The following is an 18,999-nucleotide window of genomic DNA, read 5'->3' on the forward strand; positions in this document are numbered from 1 at the left end:
GCGGCATGAATGGAGCGAATCCATGAACGGCAATACCGGTTACGCCGTGTTCTTCTTCCCGCAGGCGCTGGAAGCACTGGGCGAGGCGATCAAGCCCTACCTGACCGACCAACCCGACGGTCCGCACATCTTCTGCAGGGAAATCGACACCGGCGGCGCCTTCACGGAGATGACGCTGGTCGGCAAGAATGCCGAAGGCCATGAGGTGCAGGTGGAACTGATGATCCCCGGCAGCATGATCCGGATGATCGTGTCGGCACAGAACGAGTCGTTGTTCGGTTTCGGGCCGCGGGTGGCAGCCGCGACACCGTCCACGCCTACGGCATGAGGTCCACCCAGACCAGGTGATGGTCGCTGCCATCGGCGATGGCGGCGTCCGCCTGGTCCTTCTTCGGCCAGAACACGCCGCTGCCGGTCAAGGCGAAGCCGGTGGACGGCAACACATAGTCCAGTCGAAGGGCGCCGTTGCGGCGGCCGAAATCGCCGGTGACATGCGCGGGTGCCCCGCGGCGCTGCATGCCCTTGGCGGCATAGGCGAGGGCGGTTTGCTCGCCGCCCTCGCTGCGTGGCGTGGCCATGTGCATCACGCGCAGGTGCTCCAGCAGTTCGATGATGGCGTCGTGCTGCCCGTCACCATCGGCGGGATCGTTGTTGAGGTCGCCCGCGATGACGAAGCGCGCATCGGGCGCCAGTCCGCCGCAGCGTCCCTGGTCATCGCACAGCCATGGCGCATCGCCCGGTGTCAGGTACTCGCGCCACAGGCGGATCTCGTCGGCATTGCGCAGGCCATTGCGGTTCTCCGGTCCGTCGAATACCGGCGGCGTCGGGTGCGAGACCAGGAAGTGCACGGTGCCGCCCGGCATGCGCACCGGCACATCCCAGTGCGACTTGGAGGACAGGCGGAGCTGCTTCCAGATCGCGTCCGGATAGAACCCTTTGCGCGTGCCCGGATCCACGGGATTGGTGGCGCCGGGCAGCGTGCTCCAGCGCAGTCGCTGGAACGTCCGCACCTGTGCTTCGTCGATCGGGAAGCGCGACAGCACCAGCATGCCGTACTGGCCGGGATGCAGGCCGTATCCCCAGGCATCGTTGCCGAGTTCGCGGCCACTGGTTCCCACGCTGCCGTTCTGGTCCAGGTCCAGTCCGCTGGGGACACCGGTGTTGACCGGGGCGAGGTAGCGGTACGGGTAGCGCAAGGACTCGCCGCCGCCGGGTTGCGGGACCTCGAGATAGCGTCGCTGGAACAGGTCTGCGGCGCGATGCGCGTCGTCGTAGTCGAATTCGTTGAGCAGGACCAGGTCGGGGCGCACTTTCTGCAACACCGCCGCGATCTTGCTCGCGTGCGTGCTGTCGCCTTCCAGCTGCCGGATCACGCCACCCGCTTCGTCGGAGAACAGCGACGTGTTGTAGGTCGCCACCCGGAGCGGCTTGGCTTGCCGGTCGGCGGGTTCATCCATCTTCGTGGGCGAACTGCAGGCGGCTAGGGTCATCGTGAGCAGGAGGAGAAGAGTGCGCATGCGCGGATTCTGGCATGCCGCCATGACAGGCGTGAAAAAGGCGCCCCGGAAGACCGGGGCGCCACAGGCCAAACGACGGGTTGGCCTGGTGGATCGTCAGAACGCGCAGCCCATCGCGCCGTAGGCAGTCTTGGCCTGGTCCATCGCGGTCTTGCACTGGGCGGCCAGCGCGGTCTTGTCGGTCAGTGTCGACCAGCTGGCCTTCGACTGCTCGATGCCCTGCTTCATCATCGCGCGCTGGGCTTCCGGCACCTTGTCGCTGATGCAGGCGTAGACCTTTTCCAGGTACTGATCGCACTCGGGGACGCCGGTGCCGGCTTCGACAGTCTCCGAGGTGGCGGCGGCGTCAGCCGGTGCCTCGACGGCCGGCGCATCGGCGGGCTTGCATGCGCCCAGCGCCAGGGTGGTCAGCGCCGCGATGGCGAGAAGGTTGAACTTCATGAAAGCTCCAGACGTGTGAGTGGATGTGGTTCCGTTGCCGGCCACGCAGGCGTGCCGGCGGCACATTCTGTGCACTCCATCACGAAGTTGCTATTCACATTTACGCCTCACATGTGTCGCGCGGACGTCGCTCCACCGATCAACCGTCGGTGCGGACCCAGCGCCGTCCATCGAAGCGTTCGAGGGGGGCGAAGCGGCGCTTGTAGTCCATCTTGCGATGGCCGTCGATCCAGTAACCGAGGTACAGGTGCGTATAGCCGTCGCGACGCGCCCATTCGATCTGGCGCAGGATCGCCAGCGTGCCGAGACTGCGTGCTTCCAGCGCAGGATCGTAGAACGTGTAGACAGCGGACAGTGCCCCCGGGATGACGTCGGTCACCGCCACAGCCAGCAACTGTCCTTCCTCGCGCAGCTCCACGAAACGACCGCGCGACCAACTGCCGACCAGGAACTGGTCGAACTCCGTGGCGCCATGGTCGTCCATGCCGCCGAGCGGATGCCGGGCAGCGAGATAGCTCTGGTACAACGCCAGGTGTTCCTCGTCGCGCAGCGCGGCGACGATCCGCGTTTCCACGCGCGCGTTGCGCGACGCACAGCGTCGCTGGCTGCGGTCGGGCGCGAAGTCGGCCACGGGAATGCGCACCGCGACACAGGCGCGGCACTGCCGGCAATGCGGTCGGTAGACGATGTCGCCGGAGCGGCGGAACCCCCATCCCAGCGCATCGGGATACAGCTGAGGCAGTCGCGGATCGCGCGGGTCCAGCACCAGGTCGCGGGCGACGCGGTCGGGCCAGTAGCCGCATGGATGTTCACCGGTGTGGAACAGGCGCAGATCGTCGATGGCATGCGTGTTGTCGCCCACGTCATGCCATCCAGTGCGAGGCCAATGGCCAGAACGCGAATCCCGCGAGCGCACCGGTCACGGCACCCGCGACGAGGTCGCGACGCGTATGGCGCCGTAGCGCGAGGCGCGACCAGGCCACGGCGCCGGCGAACAGCAGCGCGGCCAGCATCCACGCCGTGCCGAGTTCGCGCAGCAGGCACGCCGCGAAGACGGCGAACGCCAGGTGCAGCGAGAGCTTGCACCAGCGTGCGGTCAGCACCGCGACCAGGATCATCGCCGCGGACAGCGCAAGTCCCAGCGCGAGCAGCGGTTGCCCACCGCGCCAGGCAACAAGCACGGCCCCCGCAGCGAGCGATACCAGCAGGAATCGGTTCAATGCGCTGCGCTCGTGCTTGGCGCTCGCGTCGACATGCGTCCAGTGGCCGCGACGCACCTGCCACCCGGCATAGCCCATCACCAGCATGGCGAACGCACCGAAGCCGGCAGCAGACCACGCCGCCGCGCGGGCGTCGCCCTGTGCCAGCGCGATCGCCAGCACGGCCATCGGCAGCACCAGCATCGGGTGGCCGAAGATCGACAGGGCGCGGGCGAGCGTGACGGGCATGCGGCCAGCATACTGCGGAGCCGCAGTCGCGTGGATCGCGACCATCCGCTGGCTGAACGCGTCCGTCTGCGCGTCAACCGGCGCGGCAAGCACGCGTTTTCCGTGTCAGTGGCGCAGGTGGCGCCGCGTTTCCAGGAGAACACGATGAACCGCAAGACCCTGCTTTTCGTGGCCGTGCTGGCCGCCCTCGGTGCCGGTTCCGCACTGGCTGCCACGCAGGCTGGCGATGCGCAGAAGCCCACGCGCTCCAGTCTCGACAAGAACCAGGATGGCGCCGTCGACAAGGCCGAGGCTGCGGCGCATCCGCGCCTCGCGGAACGCTTCGCCGATCTGGACAAGAACGGCGACGGCAAGCTGACCGCCGACGAGCGCCCGCAGCACAAGGGCATGCGTGGCCATGGTCGCCACGGTAGTCCGCGCCATGGCGATGGGTTCAAGAAGCTCGATACCGACGGTGATGGCCGGATCAGCAAGGCGGAAGCCGCCGCCGACCCGCGCTTTGCCGCCCGTTTCGATGCGATGGATGCCAACAAGGACGGCGTGATCGACCGCGCCGACCGCGAACTGCGCAACAAGCAGCGCCGCGACGCATGGTTCGCCAAGGCCGATGCCGACAAGGACGGCAAGCTCACCCGCGCCGAGATCGACCAGGCCGATGTCGCACGTCGCGCCGAGTTCCAGCAGCGCATGCAGGCGCGCATGGACGAACGCTTCGCCGCGATGGACGCGAACAAGGATGGCCGCCTGTCGCGCGACGAGGTGAAGGACAAGGGCCGCTTCGCCGAGCGCTTCGATGCGCTGGACGCCAACAAGGATGGCTTCCTGTCGAAGGAAGAACTGGCGGCAGGCCGTCCGACCCGACGCTGAGCGATCCGTCATCGCGCACCGGTCCTGCGGGATCGGTGCGCTCACGCCGTGGTTAGAACGCCAGCCGTCCCGTGCGGATGAGCACGAAGGCGATGGCGCCGACGGTGAACAGGCTGGTCAGCACGATCGCCTGCTTGCCCAGCAGATAGTCGTAACCGCGACGGCGCCGTTGGTTGTCGGGACGGACGAGGATCGGATCCATGATCCGGGGCAGGATGGAGAGGTACTGGTAGTTGACCGCGGACAACCCCACGACCGTGGTGATCGCAATGGCCTGCCAGCCCGTCGTCAACAGCGTCGCCAGCATCAGGCAGAACAGCCAGGCCGAACCGGTGACAGTGTTGAGCGCCATGAAGCGACGCACCTGCTGCCGCTCCTGCGCGGTCTGGCAGAAACGCGCCAGATACCACCAGGTAAAGGCATAACCGAGGAGGCCGCCGAGCACGCCCCCCACGGCGCCGCCAAGCGCGGCAGGATGCTGGGTGACCTGTTCGAAGATCACGCCCAGCGAGCCGCCCGCGACGCCACCGGTGACGCCGCCCGTGGTCAGTCCACCGGTGCTGATCTTCCCGACGAGACCACTGCCCAGCACGCCGGACCCGATCACCGTGGCGGCACTGGCAGCGGGCATCGCACCGACCAGGCCACCCAGCACGATCATGGTGAAGGCCGCCGTCGGCGCGCTGGAACGTGCGAACTCGCCGAAGCGTTGCAGCAACTCGTCACGCACCATCGCGCGGGCGCGCGACAGGCGTTTGCGCACAGCCGCATCGCTCAGGCCCAGCAGGTCGGCGACCTGTTGCGAACTCTGGCCCTCGCGATAGAACAGCAGCAGGGTTTCGCGGCTGTCTTCCGGCAGCGCCGAGATGATGTCGGTGGCGACGAGTTCCTCTTCCGTCTGCAGCAGCCGCTCGGCGGGCGTGGGGCCGGGATCGGCGGCCATACCGATGGCGATCTCGGCGGCTTCGCCCGACATCGGGCGGCCGTGCTGGGCGCGCAGCCAGTCGCGCGCCAGGTTGCGGGTGATCTGCCGTAGCCACGGCAGGAAGCTGGCGCTGTTCTTCAGCCGGTCGAGCTGCTGCCACGCTTTGAGGAACGCCTCCTGCGCGATGTCTTCGCTGGCCTGCACGTCGCGGGTGATCGCCAGTGCGATGGCGGTGACGGTGTTCTGGCAGGCGTTGACGATGCGACCGTAGGCTTCCTGGCTGCCGCGCGTGGCGGCAGGCAGTTCGGTCTGCAGCATCAGGTCCAGGGCGATCGCGTTCATGGCATCGGCATCATCGGAGGGGTCGATGACAGGGACGACCCGGTAGAGAGGATGTGACCGGCTTTCGCACCGCGCCGCCGCAGGCCACGCGAAGGCTCAGCTACGGGTGACGGGCTGGATGCGGATACGGTCTTCCTCTTCCTCGACAGGTGCCTGCTGCGCGGGTGGCTGCGGCTGTTCCAGCCCTGGCTGCGGCACGGCGGCCGGCGGTGGGGCGGGACGCCGCATCCACATCACGACGGCGGCCAGCGCGATCAGCGCCAGCAGGACCAAACGGATGCGCCAGGCCCACGAGCGCCCTGGCGTCGCCGCTTCCTGCGGGCTGTTGAACGTCAAGGTCGTCGCGTAGCCCGGCCGCGTGGTTTCCATGAGCCCGGCCTCGCGCAGCAGTTCGCGCGCGCGCGGCTGGTCCTCGGCGTGGCGTACCCAGACGGCCGGCTGCAACTGCGCCTTCACCGGCTCGGTATAACTGAACTGTCCGCCGCGCTTGCTGTGGTAGGAGCGACCGTTGCTGATGAAGACGGGAACGCCGGCCTCGGTCAGCAGCTTGGCGACGCCTTCGACGGTTTCGATCCGCTGGCTGGAAAACACCTGCCGCATGGGTGCGTCCTCAGTCCTTCGCCGGTACCGCCGAGGCCGCGTCGGCATCGGGCACCACGCGGATCAGGCCTTCCTGCGCGGTGCTCGCCACCAGTCGGCCCTGCCGGTCGAATATCTGCCCGCGCGCCAGTCCGCGCGAACCGCTCGCGCTGGGGCTGTCGATGGAATACAGCAGCCAGTCGTCGGCGCGGAACGGGCGGTGGAACCACAGCGCATGGTCCAGCGACGCCATCTGTACGTTGGGCTGGTAATAGCTGATGCCGTGCGGGTAGGTCGCCGTACCCAGCAACTGGAAATCGGAGGCGTAGGCGAGCAGGGCACGGTGCAGTTCCGGCGAGTCGCCGACCGGCTCGCTCAGGCGGAACCAGACCTGCTGGAACGGCGGACGCTTGGGCGGGTTCAATTCATCGCGCGGGTACACATGGCGGAACTCGAATGGACCGCGCCGCGACATCCAGCGCTGCACCTTCGGCGGCAGCGTGGCCATCACCTCCGGCGGCACCGGCGGCGCGGTGGCGATGTCTTCCGGCTGCGGTACCTCCGGCATCGACAGCTGGTGTTCGGCGCCTTCCTCTTCGGCCTGGAACGAGGCCGCGCAGAAGAAGATCACCCGGCCATGCTGGATCGCGGTGACGCGACGGACCGAGAAACTGCCGCCGTCGCGCGTGCGGTCCACTTCGTAGACGATCGGCGCTTCGATGTTGCCGGCACGCAGGAAGTAGGCGTGCAGGGAATGGGCGCGCCGCTCGCCCGCGCCGCCGTCCACGGTCGCCTGGGCGGCCGACAGCGCCTGGCCCAGCACCTGCCCGCCGAACACGTACTTGGTGCCGATATCGCGGCTCTGGCCGCGGAACAGGTTGTCTTCCAGCCGTTCCAGCGACAGCAGTTCGATCAGCTCGGAAACGACGGGTTCGGGTGCGGGCACGGCAGGGCCTGGATTCGTGGCGAGCCGGGATTATAGCGGCGGAGCGGTGAGCGCCTTTTCCGGCGAAGTCAGGGAGTGAGCCGTGCCAGCGGTGTTGCGCGCAGTACGGTGTCCCACGGGAACATCGGCCCCGGATCCATCTTGCGCGGGACCTGCACGGCGGGATCGTCGCTGGCGGGTTCATGCGCGGTGTCGAGGTCTTCGTGGCCGGCAATGAAGCGCAGCGCAGGCAGCGTCGTGCGCAGGTCCGCGAGCAGGGCCACCAGCGCGTCGATCTGCGCCTCGGGGTAAGGCTCGTCCATCGACTGGCTGCCGGCGGCCAGCCAATCCGGATAGCGTCCGGTGTTCACCAGTTCGATGCCGACGGAACGCGGGTTGTAGCCACGCACGTGGTGGGCGACGCGGTCCGGGCGCACGTACACATGCACCGCGCCATCGCGATCGATGTAGTAGTGGCCGCAGTTGCCGGTGCCCGAGGCATGCAGGATGCGTTCGCCGTACTCGCGTGCGGTCGCCAGGTCCGGCAGCTCGGTGCAGTGGATGACCACCAGGTCGATCTGGTCCAGCGCTCGCGCCTCCAGCCGGGCTTCGTAGGGCAGCGGATCGACGATGGGATGCAGCAGGGAAGAGTCGGGAGCCATGCGCCGATGCTAGCAGGGCGGGGCGGTCCGCAGCCCGGTCCGGTAAACTGGCGGCCTTCCACGTCGCGCCGTTTCCCATGCCGCTCAATCCCGATTCCCCGCTGGCCAGGCTGATGGCCACCCTGCCGCGTGCCGGCAAGGTGGAATGGATCGGCCTGCGCCCGGCGCGCGACGAGGCCATGGTCGCCACCGGGACCGTCGAGGCCGTGGCCGGCGCCGGCCTGCTCGGCGACCGCTACAAGGGCGGCAGCGGCAAGCGCGGCATCACCCTGATCCAGGCCGAACACCTGCCGGTGATCGCGGCGCTGGCGCAGCGCCCGGATCTCGCGCCTTCGCTGCTGCGCCGGAACGTGGTGGTGTCGGGCATTTCCCTGGTTGCGCTGAAAGGGCGTCGCTTCCGCATCGGCGACGCGGTGTTCGAAGGCACCGAGGAGTGCGATCCCTGCTCTCGCATGGAAGACGCGCTGGGTCCGGGCGGCTACAACGCGATGCGCGGCCATGGCGGCCTGTGTGCGTGCATCGTCGAAGGCGGCACGTTCCGCATCGGCGATGCGGTCGAGGCGCTGTGATGCGGGGCCACTGCATCCTGTCGCACGGGTTCGAGAGCGGTCCGGACGCGACCAAGGTCACCGCGCTGGCCGAGGTGGCCGAACGGCTGGGCTGGACGCACGAGCGTCCCGACTACACCGACCTCGACGCGCGCCGCGACGTCAGCTCGCTGGGTGACGTCGTGGCAAGGCTGGAACGCTTGCGCGGCCTGGCGCAGGCCGCCGCCGCGCGTGGCCCGCTGGTGCTGGCCGGTTCCAGCCTGGGCGGTTACATCGCCGGGCGCATTTCGCTGGAGGTGCCGGTGCGCGGCCTGTTCCTGATGGCGCCGGCGATCGCCATGGGGCCTTTGCCGGCGCTGGATGCTGCGACGGTGCCCATTTCCATCATCCATGGATGGGACGACGAACTGATCCCCGCGAAGGCGGTCGTGGACTGGGCGCTCCCGCGCCGCGCGCGCCTGCTGCTGGTCAACGATGCGCATCGCCTGTCCGATCATGTGGCCGCGTCGGCGGAGGCGTTCGGGCAGTTGCTCGCCCATCTTTGAAGGCCGTCATCCCGGCGCAAGCCGGGACCCAGCGACGTTGATCGCGGCGGATGAAGTCACTGGGCCCCGGCCTTCGCCGGGGTGACGTTCATTACGAGGTTCCATCGTGAAATTCTTCGTCTCCTGCGCCAAGGGCCTGGAATACCTGCTTGCCGATGAGCTGCTGGCGCTCGGCGTGCCCAAGGCCACCGCCACCGTCGCCGGCGTCAATGCCGAAGGCGAACCGGTCGATGCGCAGCGCGCCGTGTTGTGGTCGCGCCTGGCCAGCCGCGTGCTGTGGCCGATCGCCGAGTTCGAATGCCTCAACGAGCAGGCGCTGTACGACGGCGTGATGGCGATGCCATGGGAGCAGCACACGCGGTCCGAGCTGACGCTGGCTGTGGACGCGCACGTCTCCGGCGAGGCGATCACGCACGCGCGTTTCGCCGCGCAGCGGGTCAAGGATGCCGTGGTCGACCGCCTGCGCCAGCAGGGCCTGGAACGGCCATCGGTCGATGTGGAGCAGCCGGACGTCCGCATCAACCTGTCGCTGCGCAGGAACCGCGCGACGATCTCGATCGACCTGGGCGGCGGCCCGATGCACCGTCGCGGCTGGCGGCAGGCGCAGAACGATGCGCCGTTGAAGGAAAACCTGGCGGCCGCGGTGCTGATGCGCGGCGGCTGGCCGGCGCTGTATCACGAGGGTGGCGCGCTGCTGGACCCGATGTGCGGCAGCGGCACGCTGCTGATCGAAGGTGCGTTGATGGCAGCCGACGTGGCCCCCGGCCTGCAGCGGCATGGCAACGTGCTGCCGTCGCGCTGGATCGGGTTCGACGTCGACGCGTGGCGTGCGCTGTTCGCCGACGCGGTGCAGCGCGAAGCCGAGGGCCGAAAGGCCCTGCGGCCGGTGTTCTTCGGCAGCGATATCGACCTGGGCGCGGTCCGCGCCGCGCGCGACAACGCCGTGCTCGCGGGTCTGGCCGGCCAGGTGCAGTTCGATGCGCGCGATGTGGCGCAGTTGCCCGTGCAGGAGGCGCCGCGCGGCTTGGTGGTCTGCAACCCGCCGTACGACGAGCGCCTGGCGGCCGACGCCGATCTGTACCGCGCGCTGGGCGATGCATTGCAGCGCGCCGTGCCGCAATGGCGTGCCAGCCTGCTGTGCGGCAATGCCGAGCTGGGCTACGCGACCGGCTTGCGTGCCGCGAAGAAATACCAGCTGTTCAATGGCGCCATCGAGTGCGCGCTGATCGTCTGCGATCCTGTCGCCGCGCCGGCCCGCGAGCCGCGCGAAGCGAAGCCGCTGTCCGACGGTGCGCAGATGGTCGCCAACCGACTGCGCAAGAACCTGAAGAAGTTCAAGCGCTGGCGCGAACAGGAACAGGTGACCTGCTACCGCGCCTACGACGCCGACCTGCCCGAGTATGCCGCCGCCATCGACGTCTACCTGGAAGAGGGCGGTCAGGCGCGGACGTTCCTGCATGTGCAGGAATACGCCGCGCCCGCCACCATTCCCGAGCATGATGTGCGCCGGCGCTTCAGTGAATTGCTGGCGGCCACGCGCGAGGTGTTCGGCGTGCCGCAGGAGCAGATCGCAGTGAAGTCGCGCGAGCGTGGCAAGGGTGGATCCAAGTACGGGCGCATGCAGCAGCGCGACGAATTCATCGTCGTACGCGAATCGGGTGCGCTGCTACGGGTGAACCTGTTCGACTACCTCGATACGGGGCTGTTCCTGGACCACCGCCCGTTGCGCCGCCGCATGGCGCAGGAAGCGCGGGGCAAGCGCTTCCTCAACCTGTTCTGCTACACCGGCGTGGCCAGTGTGCAGGCGGCCGTCGCGGGCGCGGCGAGTACGACCAGCGTCGACCTGTCCGCGACCTACCTGCAATGGTGTGCCGACAACCTGGCCGAGAACGGCCTGGGCGGCGCGACGCATCGCCTGGTGCAGGCCGATGCGGTGCGCTGGCTGGAAGCGGAGCAGGCCGAATACGACCTGATCTTCTGCGACCCGCCGACATTCTCCAATTCCGCGCGTGCCGACGATTTCGACGTGCAGAAGGAACAGGTACGCCTGCTGCGCGCCGCGGTCGCGCGGTTGTCGTCCACCGGCGTGCTGTACTTCAGCAACAACTTCCGCCGGTTCAAGCTCGACGAGAACGCCGTGGCCGAATTCGCGCGCTGCGAAGAGATCAGCGCCGGCACGATTCCACCGGACTTCGAACGCAACGCCCGCATCCACCGCGCCTGGCGGTTGACGCGGGCGTAATCCCGGTCAGCCGACGATCAGGACGAAATCGCCGCGCTGCGAGGCCATCGACAACGCCAGCGTGCTGCGGCTGGCGGCGAGATCCGCCGCCGACAGCGCCGTGCTCGGCGGGTGCGCGCGATAGCTGGCGTCATCCGGCAGCGTGTCGCGCACCACATAGCCCATCAGCACGTTGACCAGTTCGCCCAGCGCATCCACGGCGAGTTCGTCGTCGCACTGTCCGGGCGCGATCGACAGCAGCGAACAGGCGATCGCGTGCATCGTGGTGCGGTTGCAGCCGATGCCGATCAGCATCGAGTCCGTGCCGGCCTCGATGCGCACGTGTGCGGTGACGTCGCACGCGTCGAGGGTGGCGCCGTCGGCGATGCCGGAGGCCTGGCACTGGCTGCCGAGCAGGCGCGGGAACAGGCGGTTGCTGACGCGGATCGCACTGGTGGCCAGGTCGGCCAGCGCATGGCCGGCGATGCCGAGCGCCAGCGCATGGTTGGCTTCGTCGAGGTCGCGGCGATGGGCGCCCAGTTCGACTTCCAGCTGCTCGGCGGTGACTGCGCCCTGTTCGACCAGGATCTGGCCGAACAGCTTGCGGCCCTTCTTCTGCGCCATCAGCAGGACGTCGAGCTGCCCGGCGTCGAGCATCCCCATCTCGAGGGCGATGTCGCCGAAGCGGCGGTCTTCGGCGCGCTGGCGGTCGTTGATGCGGCGCGCCTGGGCGAGGTCCAGCATGCCGTGGTGCACGGCCAGTTCGCCGAGCAGGGGATTGGAGGCGCGCTGCGCATCGAGCGCGGCAAGCAACTGCGCCGAGGTGATGGTGCCGCGTTCCAGTAGGAACTGGCCCAGGAATTTCGCTGCCATGATGTGATCTCGTACTGGAAGGGAAGGAAGACGTGCGCGGCGGTCAGGCGACCGCTTCGTGCAGCACGCGATCCATCACTTCCGGATCGATGGGCTTCTGCAGGTACGACTTCGCGCCCAGCCTGAGGCATTCCTCGATGTCCCCTTGCCCGCCCAGCGAACTGAGGATCACCACGCGCGCGCCCGCGTCCAGCGACAGGATCCGGCCAAGGGCCTGCTTGCCGTCGCATTCCGGCATCACCAGGTCCATCAGGACCACGTCGGGTTTGAGGGCCTGGTACTGGCTGACGGCTTCGTGGCCGTTGCCGGCCTCGCCGACGACTTCGAAGCCGCACTCTTCGAGCTGGCGCGCCGCCAGCATGCGCAACGCGCGCGAATCGTCGCAGAGCAGGACGGTAGGACGTGACGTCATGGTGAAGGATCCCCCTGTTGGATCGTGGAAACGCCCCCGTCGTTCGACGCGGGGCGACATGTAGGCACTATCGGCGGACCCGGCGACATCTTGAGCAGGCACGACGGATGCGCACCCGGGTGTCAGGGGGATGGCGCGCCCGACGCGAGCGTCTCCTCGATCCGGCTGAAGGCGGATCGCTCGCCGCCGCGCGAGCCGCCGGCGTCGGTCGCGAAGTACACCACTCCCGTGCCGGCGTCCACGTCCACCCACAGGCCGGACCGCAGCCCATAGGCGTCGCCGGAATGGCCGACGCGCGCGATGTGGTCGCCGAACGGATCGTCACCACAGCCCTGCACGGGTGTCGCCAGCGTCTGCACGGCCAGGCCGTAGCGGCAGAAGAAGGCCTGGTTCCGTCCGTCGCCGGTGTCTTCTTCGTGCGTCACGCCGTTGCCGCCATCGAAGGTCCATTGGGGTTTCAGCATCGCGGCCACGCTGGCGGGCGCCAGCAGGCGGATGCCATCGACCTCGCCACCGTCCAGCAGCAGGCGGCCGATCTTCGCCAAGCCATTGGCCGAGATGCGCAAGCCACCCTGCGGCGAGAACAGCGCGCCGTTTTCGCCGGCTTTCCAGCGGGCCAGATCGCAGTCGGCGCCGTCCTCGACCACCACGGGGCAGGCGGGTTTGCCGGCGCGGTTCTCGTCGCGCACGGGTGCGCCATCGCGGTACAGCACGACCGCGCGCATGGCGGTGGCGTCATCGCACGTCGCCCAGTTGAAGCAGGCGTCGAGCTTGAGCGGTGCCAGCACCAGGCGCCGCATCAGCAGGTCGAAGCGCTCGCCGGTGGCGCGCTCCATCGCCATCGCGACGAGCGGGAAGTTGAGGTTGGTGTAGCGGAAGTGCGTGCCGGGTGCGTGTACCTCGTCCCAGGCCCTGGGATCGTCGAGGATGCCCTTCAGCGGCTCGCCCAGCGGCGTGGCGTAGTAGCCGGCGGCATCGGTCAGGCTGGAGCGGTGCGACAGCAACAGGCGCAGGGTGAGCGGGGTATCGGGGAACTGCGGATGACGCAGCGTCCAGCCGAGGTACTGCGAGACGTCGGCATCGAGGTCGAGCGTGCCGGCCTCGACCAGCCGCATGACGCCGAGCGTGGTGACCAGCTTGGAGATGGAGGCCACGCGCACGGGATCGTCGGCGGTGACCGTGCGGCCCGTGGCGAGGTCCGCCATGCCTTCCACGCGGGTACTGACGATGCCGTTGCGATCGAAGGCGACGCGCACCTGCGCGACGGGCTCGCCTGCCGAGGCGATCGACGCGACGGCGAGGCAGGGCAACAGGGCCAGAGTGCGAATACGACGAAGGGACATGCGCCAGTGCCTCATGGGGACCGGCCCCGACTTTACTTCATCGTCGGCATCACGAACTCGGCCGTGTGTGTCTCGGGCCAGCGGGCGGTGATCGTCTTCAGGCGCGTGTAGAAGCGCACGCCGTCCGGACCATGCACGTGCAGCGGGCCGAAGATCGAGCGCTTCCAGCCACCGAAGCTGTGGAAGGCCATCGGCACCGGGATCGGCACGTTGATGCCGACCATGCCCGCCTGCACACGGTGCGCGAACTCGCGCGCGGCGCCGCCATCGCGCGTGAACACGGCGGTGCCGTTGCCGTATTCGTGCGCGTTGACCAGGTTCAGCGCAGCATCGAGGTCCGGCACGCGCATCACGCACAGCACCGGCCCGAAGATCTCCTCGCGATAGATCGTCATCTCCGGCGTGACACGGTCGAACAGGCAGCCGCCCAGGAAGAAACCGTCGGCGTGGCCATCGACGACATGGCCGCGTCCGTCGACGACAAGCGCCGCACCTTCCGCCACGCCGGCATCGACATACCCACGCACCTTGTCGCGGTGCGCACCGGTGACCAGCGGACCCATTTCGGGGTCGAGGCAGCCGGGGCCGATCTTCAGCGCGGCGACCTTCGGCGCCAGCGCCGCGACCAGCGCGTCCGCGGTGGCGTCGCCCACGCAGACCGCGACCGAGATCGCCATGCAGCGCTCGCCGGCCGAGCCGTAGCCGGCGCCCAGCAGCGCGGAGACGGCGCCGTCGAGGTCCGCATCCGGCAGCACGACCATGTGGTTCTTCGCACCGCCCAGCGCCTGCACGCGCTTGCCGTTGGCCGAGCCGCGCGCGTAGAGGTATTCGGCGATCGGGGTGGAGCCGACGAAGCTCAGCGCCTGCACGCGCGGCTCGTCCAGCAGCGCATCCACCGCCACCTTGTCGCCGTGCACGACGTTGAATACGCCGTCGGGCAGGCCTGCCTGCTTCAGCAGGTCGGCCATGAACAGCGCTGCCGACGGATCGCGTTCCGAAGGCTTCAGTACGAACGTATTTCCACATGCCAGGGCGACAGGAAACATCCACAGCGGCACCATCGCCGGGAAATTGAACGGCGTGATGCCGGCGACCACGCCGAGCGGCGCGTATTCGCTCCACGAATCGACATCGCGGCCGACGTTCATCGAATGCTCGCCCTTCAGCAGGTGCGGGATGCCGCAGGCGAACTCCACCACTTCCAGTCCTCGCGTCACTTCGCCGCGCGCATCGGACAGCACCTTGCCGTGCTCGGAGGTGATGATCTTCGCCAGGTCGCCGGCGTGCTTTTCCAACAGTTCCTTGAAACGGAACATCACCCGCGCGCGGTTGAGTGGCGTGGTCGCGGCCCAGGCAGGGAAGGCAGCGGATGCGGCATCCACCGCCTGTTTCACATCATCGGCCGACGCCAGCGGCACGCGTGCGGTGACGGAGCCGGTGGCGGGGTCGAACACATCGCCGAAGCGGCCGCCCGTGCCGGCGGCCGTGTGTCCGTTGATGAAGTGGGAAATCGCTTCGGCCATGACGGACTACCTGGTGAAGTCCCTCGCCCCGCGTGCGGGGAGAGGGTGCCCGGAGGGCGGGTGAGGGGCGACGGCGCCCGAGTCTTCAAACTTGATGCATTGTTTCGAGTGTTCTGCTTTCCGGACGTTCGATCAGTTGGCTACCACCGAGGCAATGACTGCGCCGGCGTGCCCCTCATCCGCCTTCGGCACCTTCTCCCCGCAGGTGCGGGGAGAAGGAACAGCGGGTTACGCCAGCGCTTCGCGCGCCGGCACGTAGGCGTAGCCGAGGTCGTCGGCGACCGCCTTGTAGGTCACCTTGCCGGCGTGCACGTTCAGGCCGTTGAGCAGGTGCTCGTCGTCCAGCAGCGCCTGCTTGGCGCCCTTGTTCGCCAGTTGCACGGCGAAGGGCAGGGTGGCGTTGGTCAGCGCGAAGGTGGATGTGCGGGCGACGCCGCCGGGCATGTTGGCCACGCAGTAGTGGATGATGCCGTCCACTTCGTACGTCGGGTTCTGGTGGGTGGTCGCCTTCGAAGTCTCGAAGCAGCCGCCCTGGTCGATCGCCACGTCCACCAGCACCGAGCCGGGCCGCATCAGCTTCAGCTGCTCGCGCGACACCAGCTTCGGTGCGGCGGCGCCGGGGATCAGCACCGCGCCGATCACCAGGTCGGTGTCGGGCAGGCGTTCCTCGATGGCGTCGCGGGTCGAATAGATCGTGGTCAGCTGGTGGCCGTACAGTTCATCGAGGTACTTCAGGCGGTCGAGCGAGCGGTCGAGGATGGTGACGTGCGCGTTCATGCCCATCGCCATGCGCGCGGCATTGATGCCGACCACGCCGCCGCCGATCACCAGCACTTCCGCCGGCTTCACGCCGGGCACGCCGCCCAGCAGCACGCCGGAACCGCCCTGCGCCTTCTCCAGCGCGTGCGCGCCGGCCTGGATCGACATGCGGCCGGCCACTTCCGACATCGGCGCCAGCAGCGGCAGGCCGCCCTTGCGGTCGGTGACGGTTTCGTAGGCGATGCAGGTGGCGCCGGAGGCGACCAGCGCCTTGGTCTGCTCGGGATCGGGCGCGAGGTGCAGGTAGGTGTAGAGCACCTGGCCGGGGCGCAGCATGGCGCACTCGTTCGGCTGCGGCTCCTTGACCTTGATGATCATGTCGGCGCGCGCAAAGATCTCCGCCGCCGTGTCGACGATCTGCGCGCCGGCCTTGACGTACTGCTCGTCGGTCAGGCCGATGGCCTTGCCGCCGTCGCGCTGCACGATGACCTGGTGGCCGTTCGAGACCAGCTCACGGGCGCCGGACGGGGTAAGTCCGATGCGGTATTCGTGGTTCTTTATTTCCTTGGGGACGCCGATCAGCATGGTGCTCTCCAGTAGCGGGAAGGGGCTTCGCGCGAGGGGGAGCGCTGGTGCCGTTGGTCCGTAATTTTACGCGGTTGCCCGTATGGTGTCCGCCAGGACATCCACGATCCGGTCGATGTGTGCCCTTTCCACGATCAGCGGCGGGGACAGGGCGATGACGTCGCCGGTCACCCGGGTCAGCAGGTGGCCTTCGTGGAAGGCGCGGGCGAAGACGTCATAGGCCCGCGCACCGGGCGCACCCGCGCGCGGCGCGAGTTCGATGGCGCCGACCAGGCCGATGTTGCGGATGTCGATCACGTTCGGCAGGCCCTTCAGCGAATGCAGCGCGTCCTGCCAGTAGTCGCCCAGTTCCAGCGCCTTGTCGAAGAGGTTTTCCTCTTCGTAGGTGTCCAGCGTGGCGAGCGCGGCGGCGCAGGCCAGCGGATGGCCTGAATAGGTATAGCCATGGAACATGTCGATGGCGCTGTCCGGCCCGCTCATGAAGGCCTCGAACATCCGGTCCGACACGAAGGTGGCGCCCATCGGCACGCAGCCGTTGGTGATGCCCTTGGCGGCGGTGATCATGTCCGGCGTGACGCCGAAGCGTTGCGCGCCGAAGGCGTGGCCGACGCGACCGAAGCCGGTGATGACTTCGTCGAAGATCAGCAGGATGCCGTGTTTGTCGCAGATCTCGCGCAGGCGCTGCAGGTAGCCCTCCGGCGGGATCACCACACCGGCCGAACCGGAGATCGGTTCGACGATGACGGCTGCGATGGTGGAGGCGTCGTACAGCGCGATCTGGCGTTCGAGGTCTTCGGCCAGTTCGATGCCGTGCGGCGGCAGGCCCTTCGAGAACGCGTTGCGCGACACGTCCAGCGTGTGGCGGATGTGCGAGACGGCTGGCAGGCCGGGACCGAACCACTTGCGGTTGTTCGGCAGGCCGCCGACCGACATGCCGCCGAAACCGACGCCGTGGTAGCCCTTCTCGCGGCCGATGAAGCGCGTGCGCTGGCCTTCGCCGCGCACGCGGTGGTAGGCGAGCGCGATCTTCAGCGCGCTGTCGACCGCTTCGGAACCGGAGTTGCTGAAGAACACCTTGTTGAGGTCGCCCGGCGCCAGTGCGGCCAGCCGCTCGGCCAGCTTGAACGGCAGGGGCGAACTCATCGAGAAATTGGGCGCGAAGTCGAGCGTGCCGATCTGCTGCTTCACCGCCTCGACGATGCGCGGGCGCGCGTGGCCCGCGTTGCAGCACCACAGGCCGGCGGTGGCATCGAGCACCTCGTTGCCGTCGACGTCCTTGTAGTACATGCCGGAAGCACTGGCGAGCAGGCGCGGCTTGGCCTTGAACTGCTTGTTGGCCGTGAACGGCATCCAGAAATGGTCCAGCGATCCCGGCGCTTCCAGGTTCTGGCGTGCGTAGTGGTCGGCCAGGGCGGAGGGGGTGTCGTCAGCGCTCATCACGGCTCCGGGGCAAGGACTGCGCGAAGCTTAGCGCGTTGAAAAAACTTTACAACCGGCGCGAGGCACAGCCATTCGCTTGTAGGAGGGGCTTCAGCCCGCGCCTCCTGAAGAAGAAGGCGCCAACACACCAAAACGCGTCGCAACGCGAAGAATCCGTTCCGCCGCAGCTGGCAGCTCCTCAGCATTCGGGCGCGTTGCGACGCGCCCGCCATCGAGGGCGCTGACGAGCCCGGTGGGCGCGGGCTGAAGCCCCTCCTACAGCAGCGGGGGCAATGCTTCCCAGATGGGCCATCATGCGGTGTAAAGTATCCCGCAACACTTCGGTCTTCCGGCAAGGGTGGTGATGGACATCGGCGCACGCCTGCAACTGGTCCGCAAATCCAAAGGCCTCAGCCAGCGCGAGCTGGCCAAGCGCGTCGGCGTCACCAACAGCACGATCTCGCTGATCGAGCAGAACAAGGTCAGTCCGTCGGTCAGTTCATTGAAGAAGGTGCTGGACGGCATCCCCATCTCGCTCGCCGACTTCTTCACGCTCGATCTCGAACAGGGCCTGCCCGACAGCCCGTTCTACCTGGCGGACGAGCTGCCGGACGTCGGCAGCAACGGCATCCATTATTTCCTGGTCGGCCAGCATCGCCCGCAGCGGCAGATGTGCATCCTGCGCGAGGTCATGCCGCCGGGCAGCGACACCGGCGACAGCATGCTGGCGCACGATGGCGAAGAAGGGGGGGTGGTGATCGCCGGCGAGATCGAGGTCACCGTTGGCGAGCAGGTCCGCGTGCTCAAGGTCGGCGAGGGCTACTACTTCGAAAGCCGCGTGCCGCACCGGTTCCGCAATGTCGGCGAGGTGGATGCGGTGATCGTCAGCGCGAACACGCCGGCGACGTTCTAGGAAACAGCCCCTTCCCCCGCCTGCGGGGGAAGGTCGGGATGGGGGCGACGGTGCCCCATTCCCGGTGAAGAATCGATGTTTCGAGTGTGGCGCCCGTGTCACCGCACTCGAGTTATCACGAGGGCGAGCGATCTTTGCGCCGGCTTGTCCCC

19 protein-coding genes and 2 pseudogenes are annotated in these 18,999 nt (G+C 68.1%); 7 read left to right on the forward strand and 14 right to left on the reverse strand.

Annotated features, from left to right (window positions below; translation table 11 throughout):
* Window positions 1–22: 22 nt before the first annotated feature.
* Complete coding sequence (locus V7060_RS03195; RefSeq protein WP_334177813.1) at window positions 23–328, forward strand: hypothetical protein; 306 nt, start codon at window positions 23–25, stop codon at window positions 326–328.
* Here the strand turns inward: V7060_RS03195 and V7060_RS03200 are convergent.
* From V7060_RS03200 to V7060_RS03215, 4 genes are all read right to left on the reverse strand, one after another.
* Window positions 318–1,457, reverse strand: coding sequence for an endonuclease/exonuclease/phosphatase family protein (locus V7060_RS03200; protein ID WP_334178085.1), 1,140 nt, complete (start codon window positions 1,455–1,457; stop codon window positions 318–320). The genes V7060_RS03195 and V7060_RS03200 overlap by 11 nt on opposite strands.
* Before the next feature lie 156 nt (window positions 1,458–1,613).
* Window positions 1,614–1,958, reverse strand: coding sequence for a hypothetical protein (locus V7060_RS03205; RefSeq protein WP_334177814.1), 345 nt, complete (start codon window positions 1,956–1,958; stop codon window positions 1,614–1,616).
* 139 nt (window positions 1,959–2,097) lie between these two features.
* Complete coding sequence (locus V7060_RS03210) at window positions 2,098–2,820, reverse strand: arginyltransferase (RefSeq protein WP_334177815.1); 723 nt, start codon at window positions 2,818–2,820, stop codon at window positions 2,098–2,100.
* Between the two features lies 1 nt (window position 2,821).
* Window positions 2,822–3,406, reverse strand: coding sequence for a hypothetical protein (locus V7060_RS03215; RefSeq protein WP_334177816.1), 585 nt, complete (start codon window positions 3,404–3,406; stop codon window positions 2,822–2,824).
* 144 nt (window positions 3,407–3,550) lie between these two features.
* On the opposite strand from V7060_RS03215, the pseudogene V7060_RS03220 reads away from it, so the two are divergent.
* Together V7060_RS03220 and V7060_RS03225 are read left to right on the forward strand one after the other, a co-directional pair.
* Window positions 3,551–4,060 (forward strand): annotated as a pseudogene (locus tag V7060_RS03220) (calcium-binding protein); the annotation flags it as partial.
* A gap of 53 nt (window positions 4,061–4,113) precedes the next feature.
* Window positions 4,114–4,273 (forward strand): annotated as a pseudogene (locus tag V7060_RS03225) (hypothetical protein); the annotation flags it as partial.
* Window positions 4,274–4,325: 52 nt separating this feature from the next.
* Here the strand turns inward: V7060_RS03225 and V7060_RS03230 are convergent.
* The 4 genes from V7060_RS03230 to V7060_RS03245 all read right to left on the reverse strand — a co-directional run bounded on the left by V7060_RS03230 (window position 4,326) and on the right by V7060_RS03245 (window position 7,706).
* Window positions 4,326–5,540: a sigma-70 family RNA polymerase sigma factor gene (locus tag V7060_RS03230; protein WP_334177817.1), complete on the reverse strand. Its 1,215-nt coding sequence runs from the start codon at window positions 5,538–5,540 to the stop codon at window positions 4,326–4,328.
* A gap of 96 nt (window positions 5,541–5,636) precedes the next feature.
* The gene (locus tag V7060_RS03235) at window positions 5,637–6,140 is read right to left on the reverse strand and encodes a DUF2007 domain-containing protein (protein ID WP_334177818.1); all 504 of its coding nucleotides are present in this window, start codon (window positions 6,138–6,140) and stop codon (window positions 5,637–5,639) included.
* A 10-nt stretch (window positions 6,141–6,150) separates the two neighbouring features.
* Window positions 6,151–7,065 carry an acyl-CoA thioesterase II gene (tesB, locus tag V7060_RS03240; RefSeq protein ID WP_334177819.1) on the reverse strand — a complete coding sequence of 305 codons (915 nt, stop codon included), beginning with the start codon at window positions 7,063–7,065 and terminating at the stop codon, window positions 6,151–6,153.
* 68 nt (window positions 7,066–7,133) lie between these two features.
* A complete protein-coding gene (locus V7060_RS03245) occupies window positions 7,134–7,706 on the reverse strand; it encodes an N-acetylmuramoyl-L-alanine amidase (RefSeq protein WP_334177820.1) in 573 nt (190 codons plus the stop codon).
* 77 nt (window positions 7,707–7,783) lie between these two features.
* On the opposite strand from V7060_RS03245, the gene V7060_RS03250 reads away from it, so the two are divergent.
* From V7060_RS03250 to rlmKL, 3 genes are all read left to right on the forward strand, one after another.
* Window positions 7,784–8,275, forward strand: coding sequence for an MOSC domain-containing protein (locus tag V7060_RS03250; RefSeq protein ID WP_334177821.1), 492 nt, complete (start codon window positions 7,784–7,786; stop codon window positions 8,273–8,275).
* A complete protein-coding gene (locus V7060_RS03255) occupies window positions 8,272–8,799 on the forward strand; it encodes a YqiA/YcfP family alpha/beta fold hydrolase (protein ID WP_334177822.1) in 528 nt (175 codons plus the stop codon). The genes V7060_RS03250 and V7060_RS03255 overlap by 4 nt, the downstream gene beginning before the upstream one ends.
* Before the next feature lie 106 nt (window positions 8,800–8,905).
* Entirely contained in the window at window positions 8,906–11,041 is a 2,136-nt protein-coding gene (rlmKL, locus tag V7060_RS03260) for a bifunctional 23S rRNA (guanine(2069)-N(7))-methyltransferase RlmK/23S rRNA (guanine(2445)-N(2))-methyltransferase RlmL (RefSeq protein WP_334177823.1), read from the forward strand.
* 6 nt (window positions 11,042–11,047) lie between these two features.
* Here rlmKL and V7060_RS03265 read toward each other — a convergent pair whose 3' ends face one another.
* The 6 genes from V7060_RS03265 to V7060_RS03290 all read right to left on the reverse strand — a co-directional run bounded on the left by V7060_RS03265 (window position 11,048) and on the right by V7060_RS03290 (window position 17,952).
* Complete coding sequence (locus V7060_RS03265) at window positions 11,048–11,893, reverse strand: chemotaxis protein CheX (RefSeq protein ID WP_334177824.1); 846 nt, start codon at window positions 11,891–11,893, stop codon at window positions 11,048–11,050.
* A gap of 43 nt (window positions 11,894–11,936) precedes the next feature.
* Window positions 11,937–12,305, reverse strand: a complete 369-nt coding sequence (locus V7060_RS03270; protein ID WP_334177825.1) for a response regulator — start codon at window positions 12,303–12,305, stop codon at window positions 11,937–11,939.
* Window positions 12,306–12,427: 122 nt separating this feature from the next.
* Window positions 12,428–13,648 (reverse strand): serine hydrolase domain-containing protein, encoded by a 1,221-nt coding sequence (locus tag V7060_RS03275; protein ID WP_334177826.1) that lies wholly within the window; start codon window positions 13,646–13,648, stop codon window positions 12,428–12,430.
* 32 nt (window positions 13,649–13,680) lie between these two features.
* Window positions 13,681–15,171 carry a CoA-acylating methylmalonate-semialdehyde dehydrogenase gene (locus V7060_RS03280; RefSeq protein WP_334177827.1) on the reverse strand — a complete coding sequence of 497 codons (1,491 nt, stop codon included), beginning with the start codon at window positions 15,169–15,171 and terminating at the stop codon, window positions 13,681–13,683.
* A 228-nt stretch (window positions 15,172–15,399) separates the two neighbouring features.
* The gene (gene ald, locus V7060_RS03285; RefSeq protein ID WP_334177828.1) at window positions 15,400–16,515 is read right to left on the reverse strand and encodes an alanine dehydrogenase; all 1,116 of its coding nucleotides are present in this window, start codon (window positions 16,513–16,515) and stop codon (window positions 15,400–15,402) included.
* Window positions 16,516–16,581: 66 nt separating this feature from the next.
* Entirely contained in the window at window positions 16,582–17,952 is a 1,371-nt protein-coding gene (locus V7060_RS03290; protein ID WP_334177829.1) for an aspartate aminotransferase family protein, read from the reverse strand.
* 346 nt (window positions 17,953–18,298) lie between these two features.
* On the opposite strand from V7060_RS03290, the gene V7060_RS03295 reads away from it, so the two are divergent.
* The gene (locus V7060_RS03295) at window positions 18,299–18,847 is read left to right on the forward strand and encodes a cupin domain-containing protein (RefSeq protein WP_334177830.1); all 549 of its coding nucleotides are present in this window, start codon (window positions 18,299–18,301) and stop codon (window positions 18,845–18,847) included.
* The last annotated feature ends 152 nt before the right edge of the window (window positions 18,848–18,999 follow it).

This window comes from Pseudoxanthomonas sp. (assembly GCF_036845285.1).
In the GTDB taxonomy this organism is placed as follows: Bacteria; Pseudomonadota; Gammaproteobacteria; order Xanthomonadales; family Xanthomonadaceae; genus Pseudoxanthomonas_A.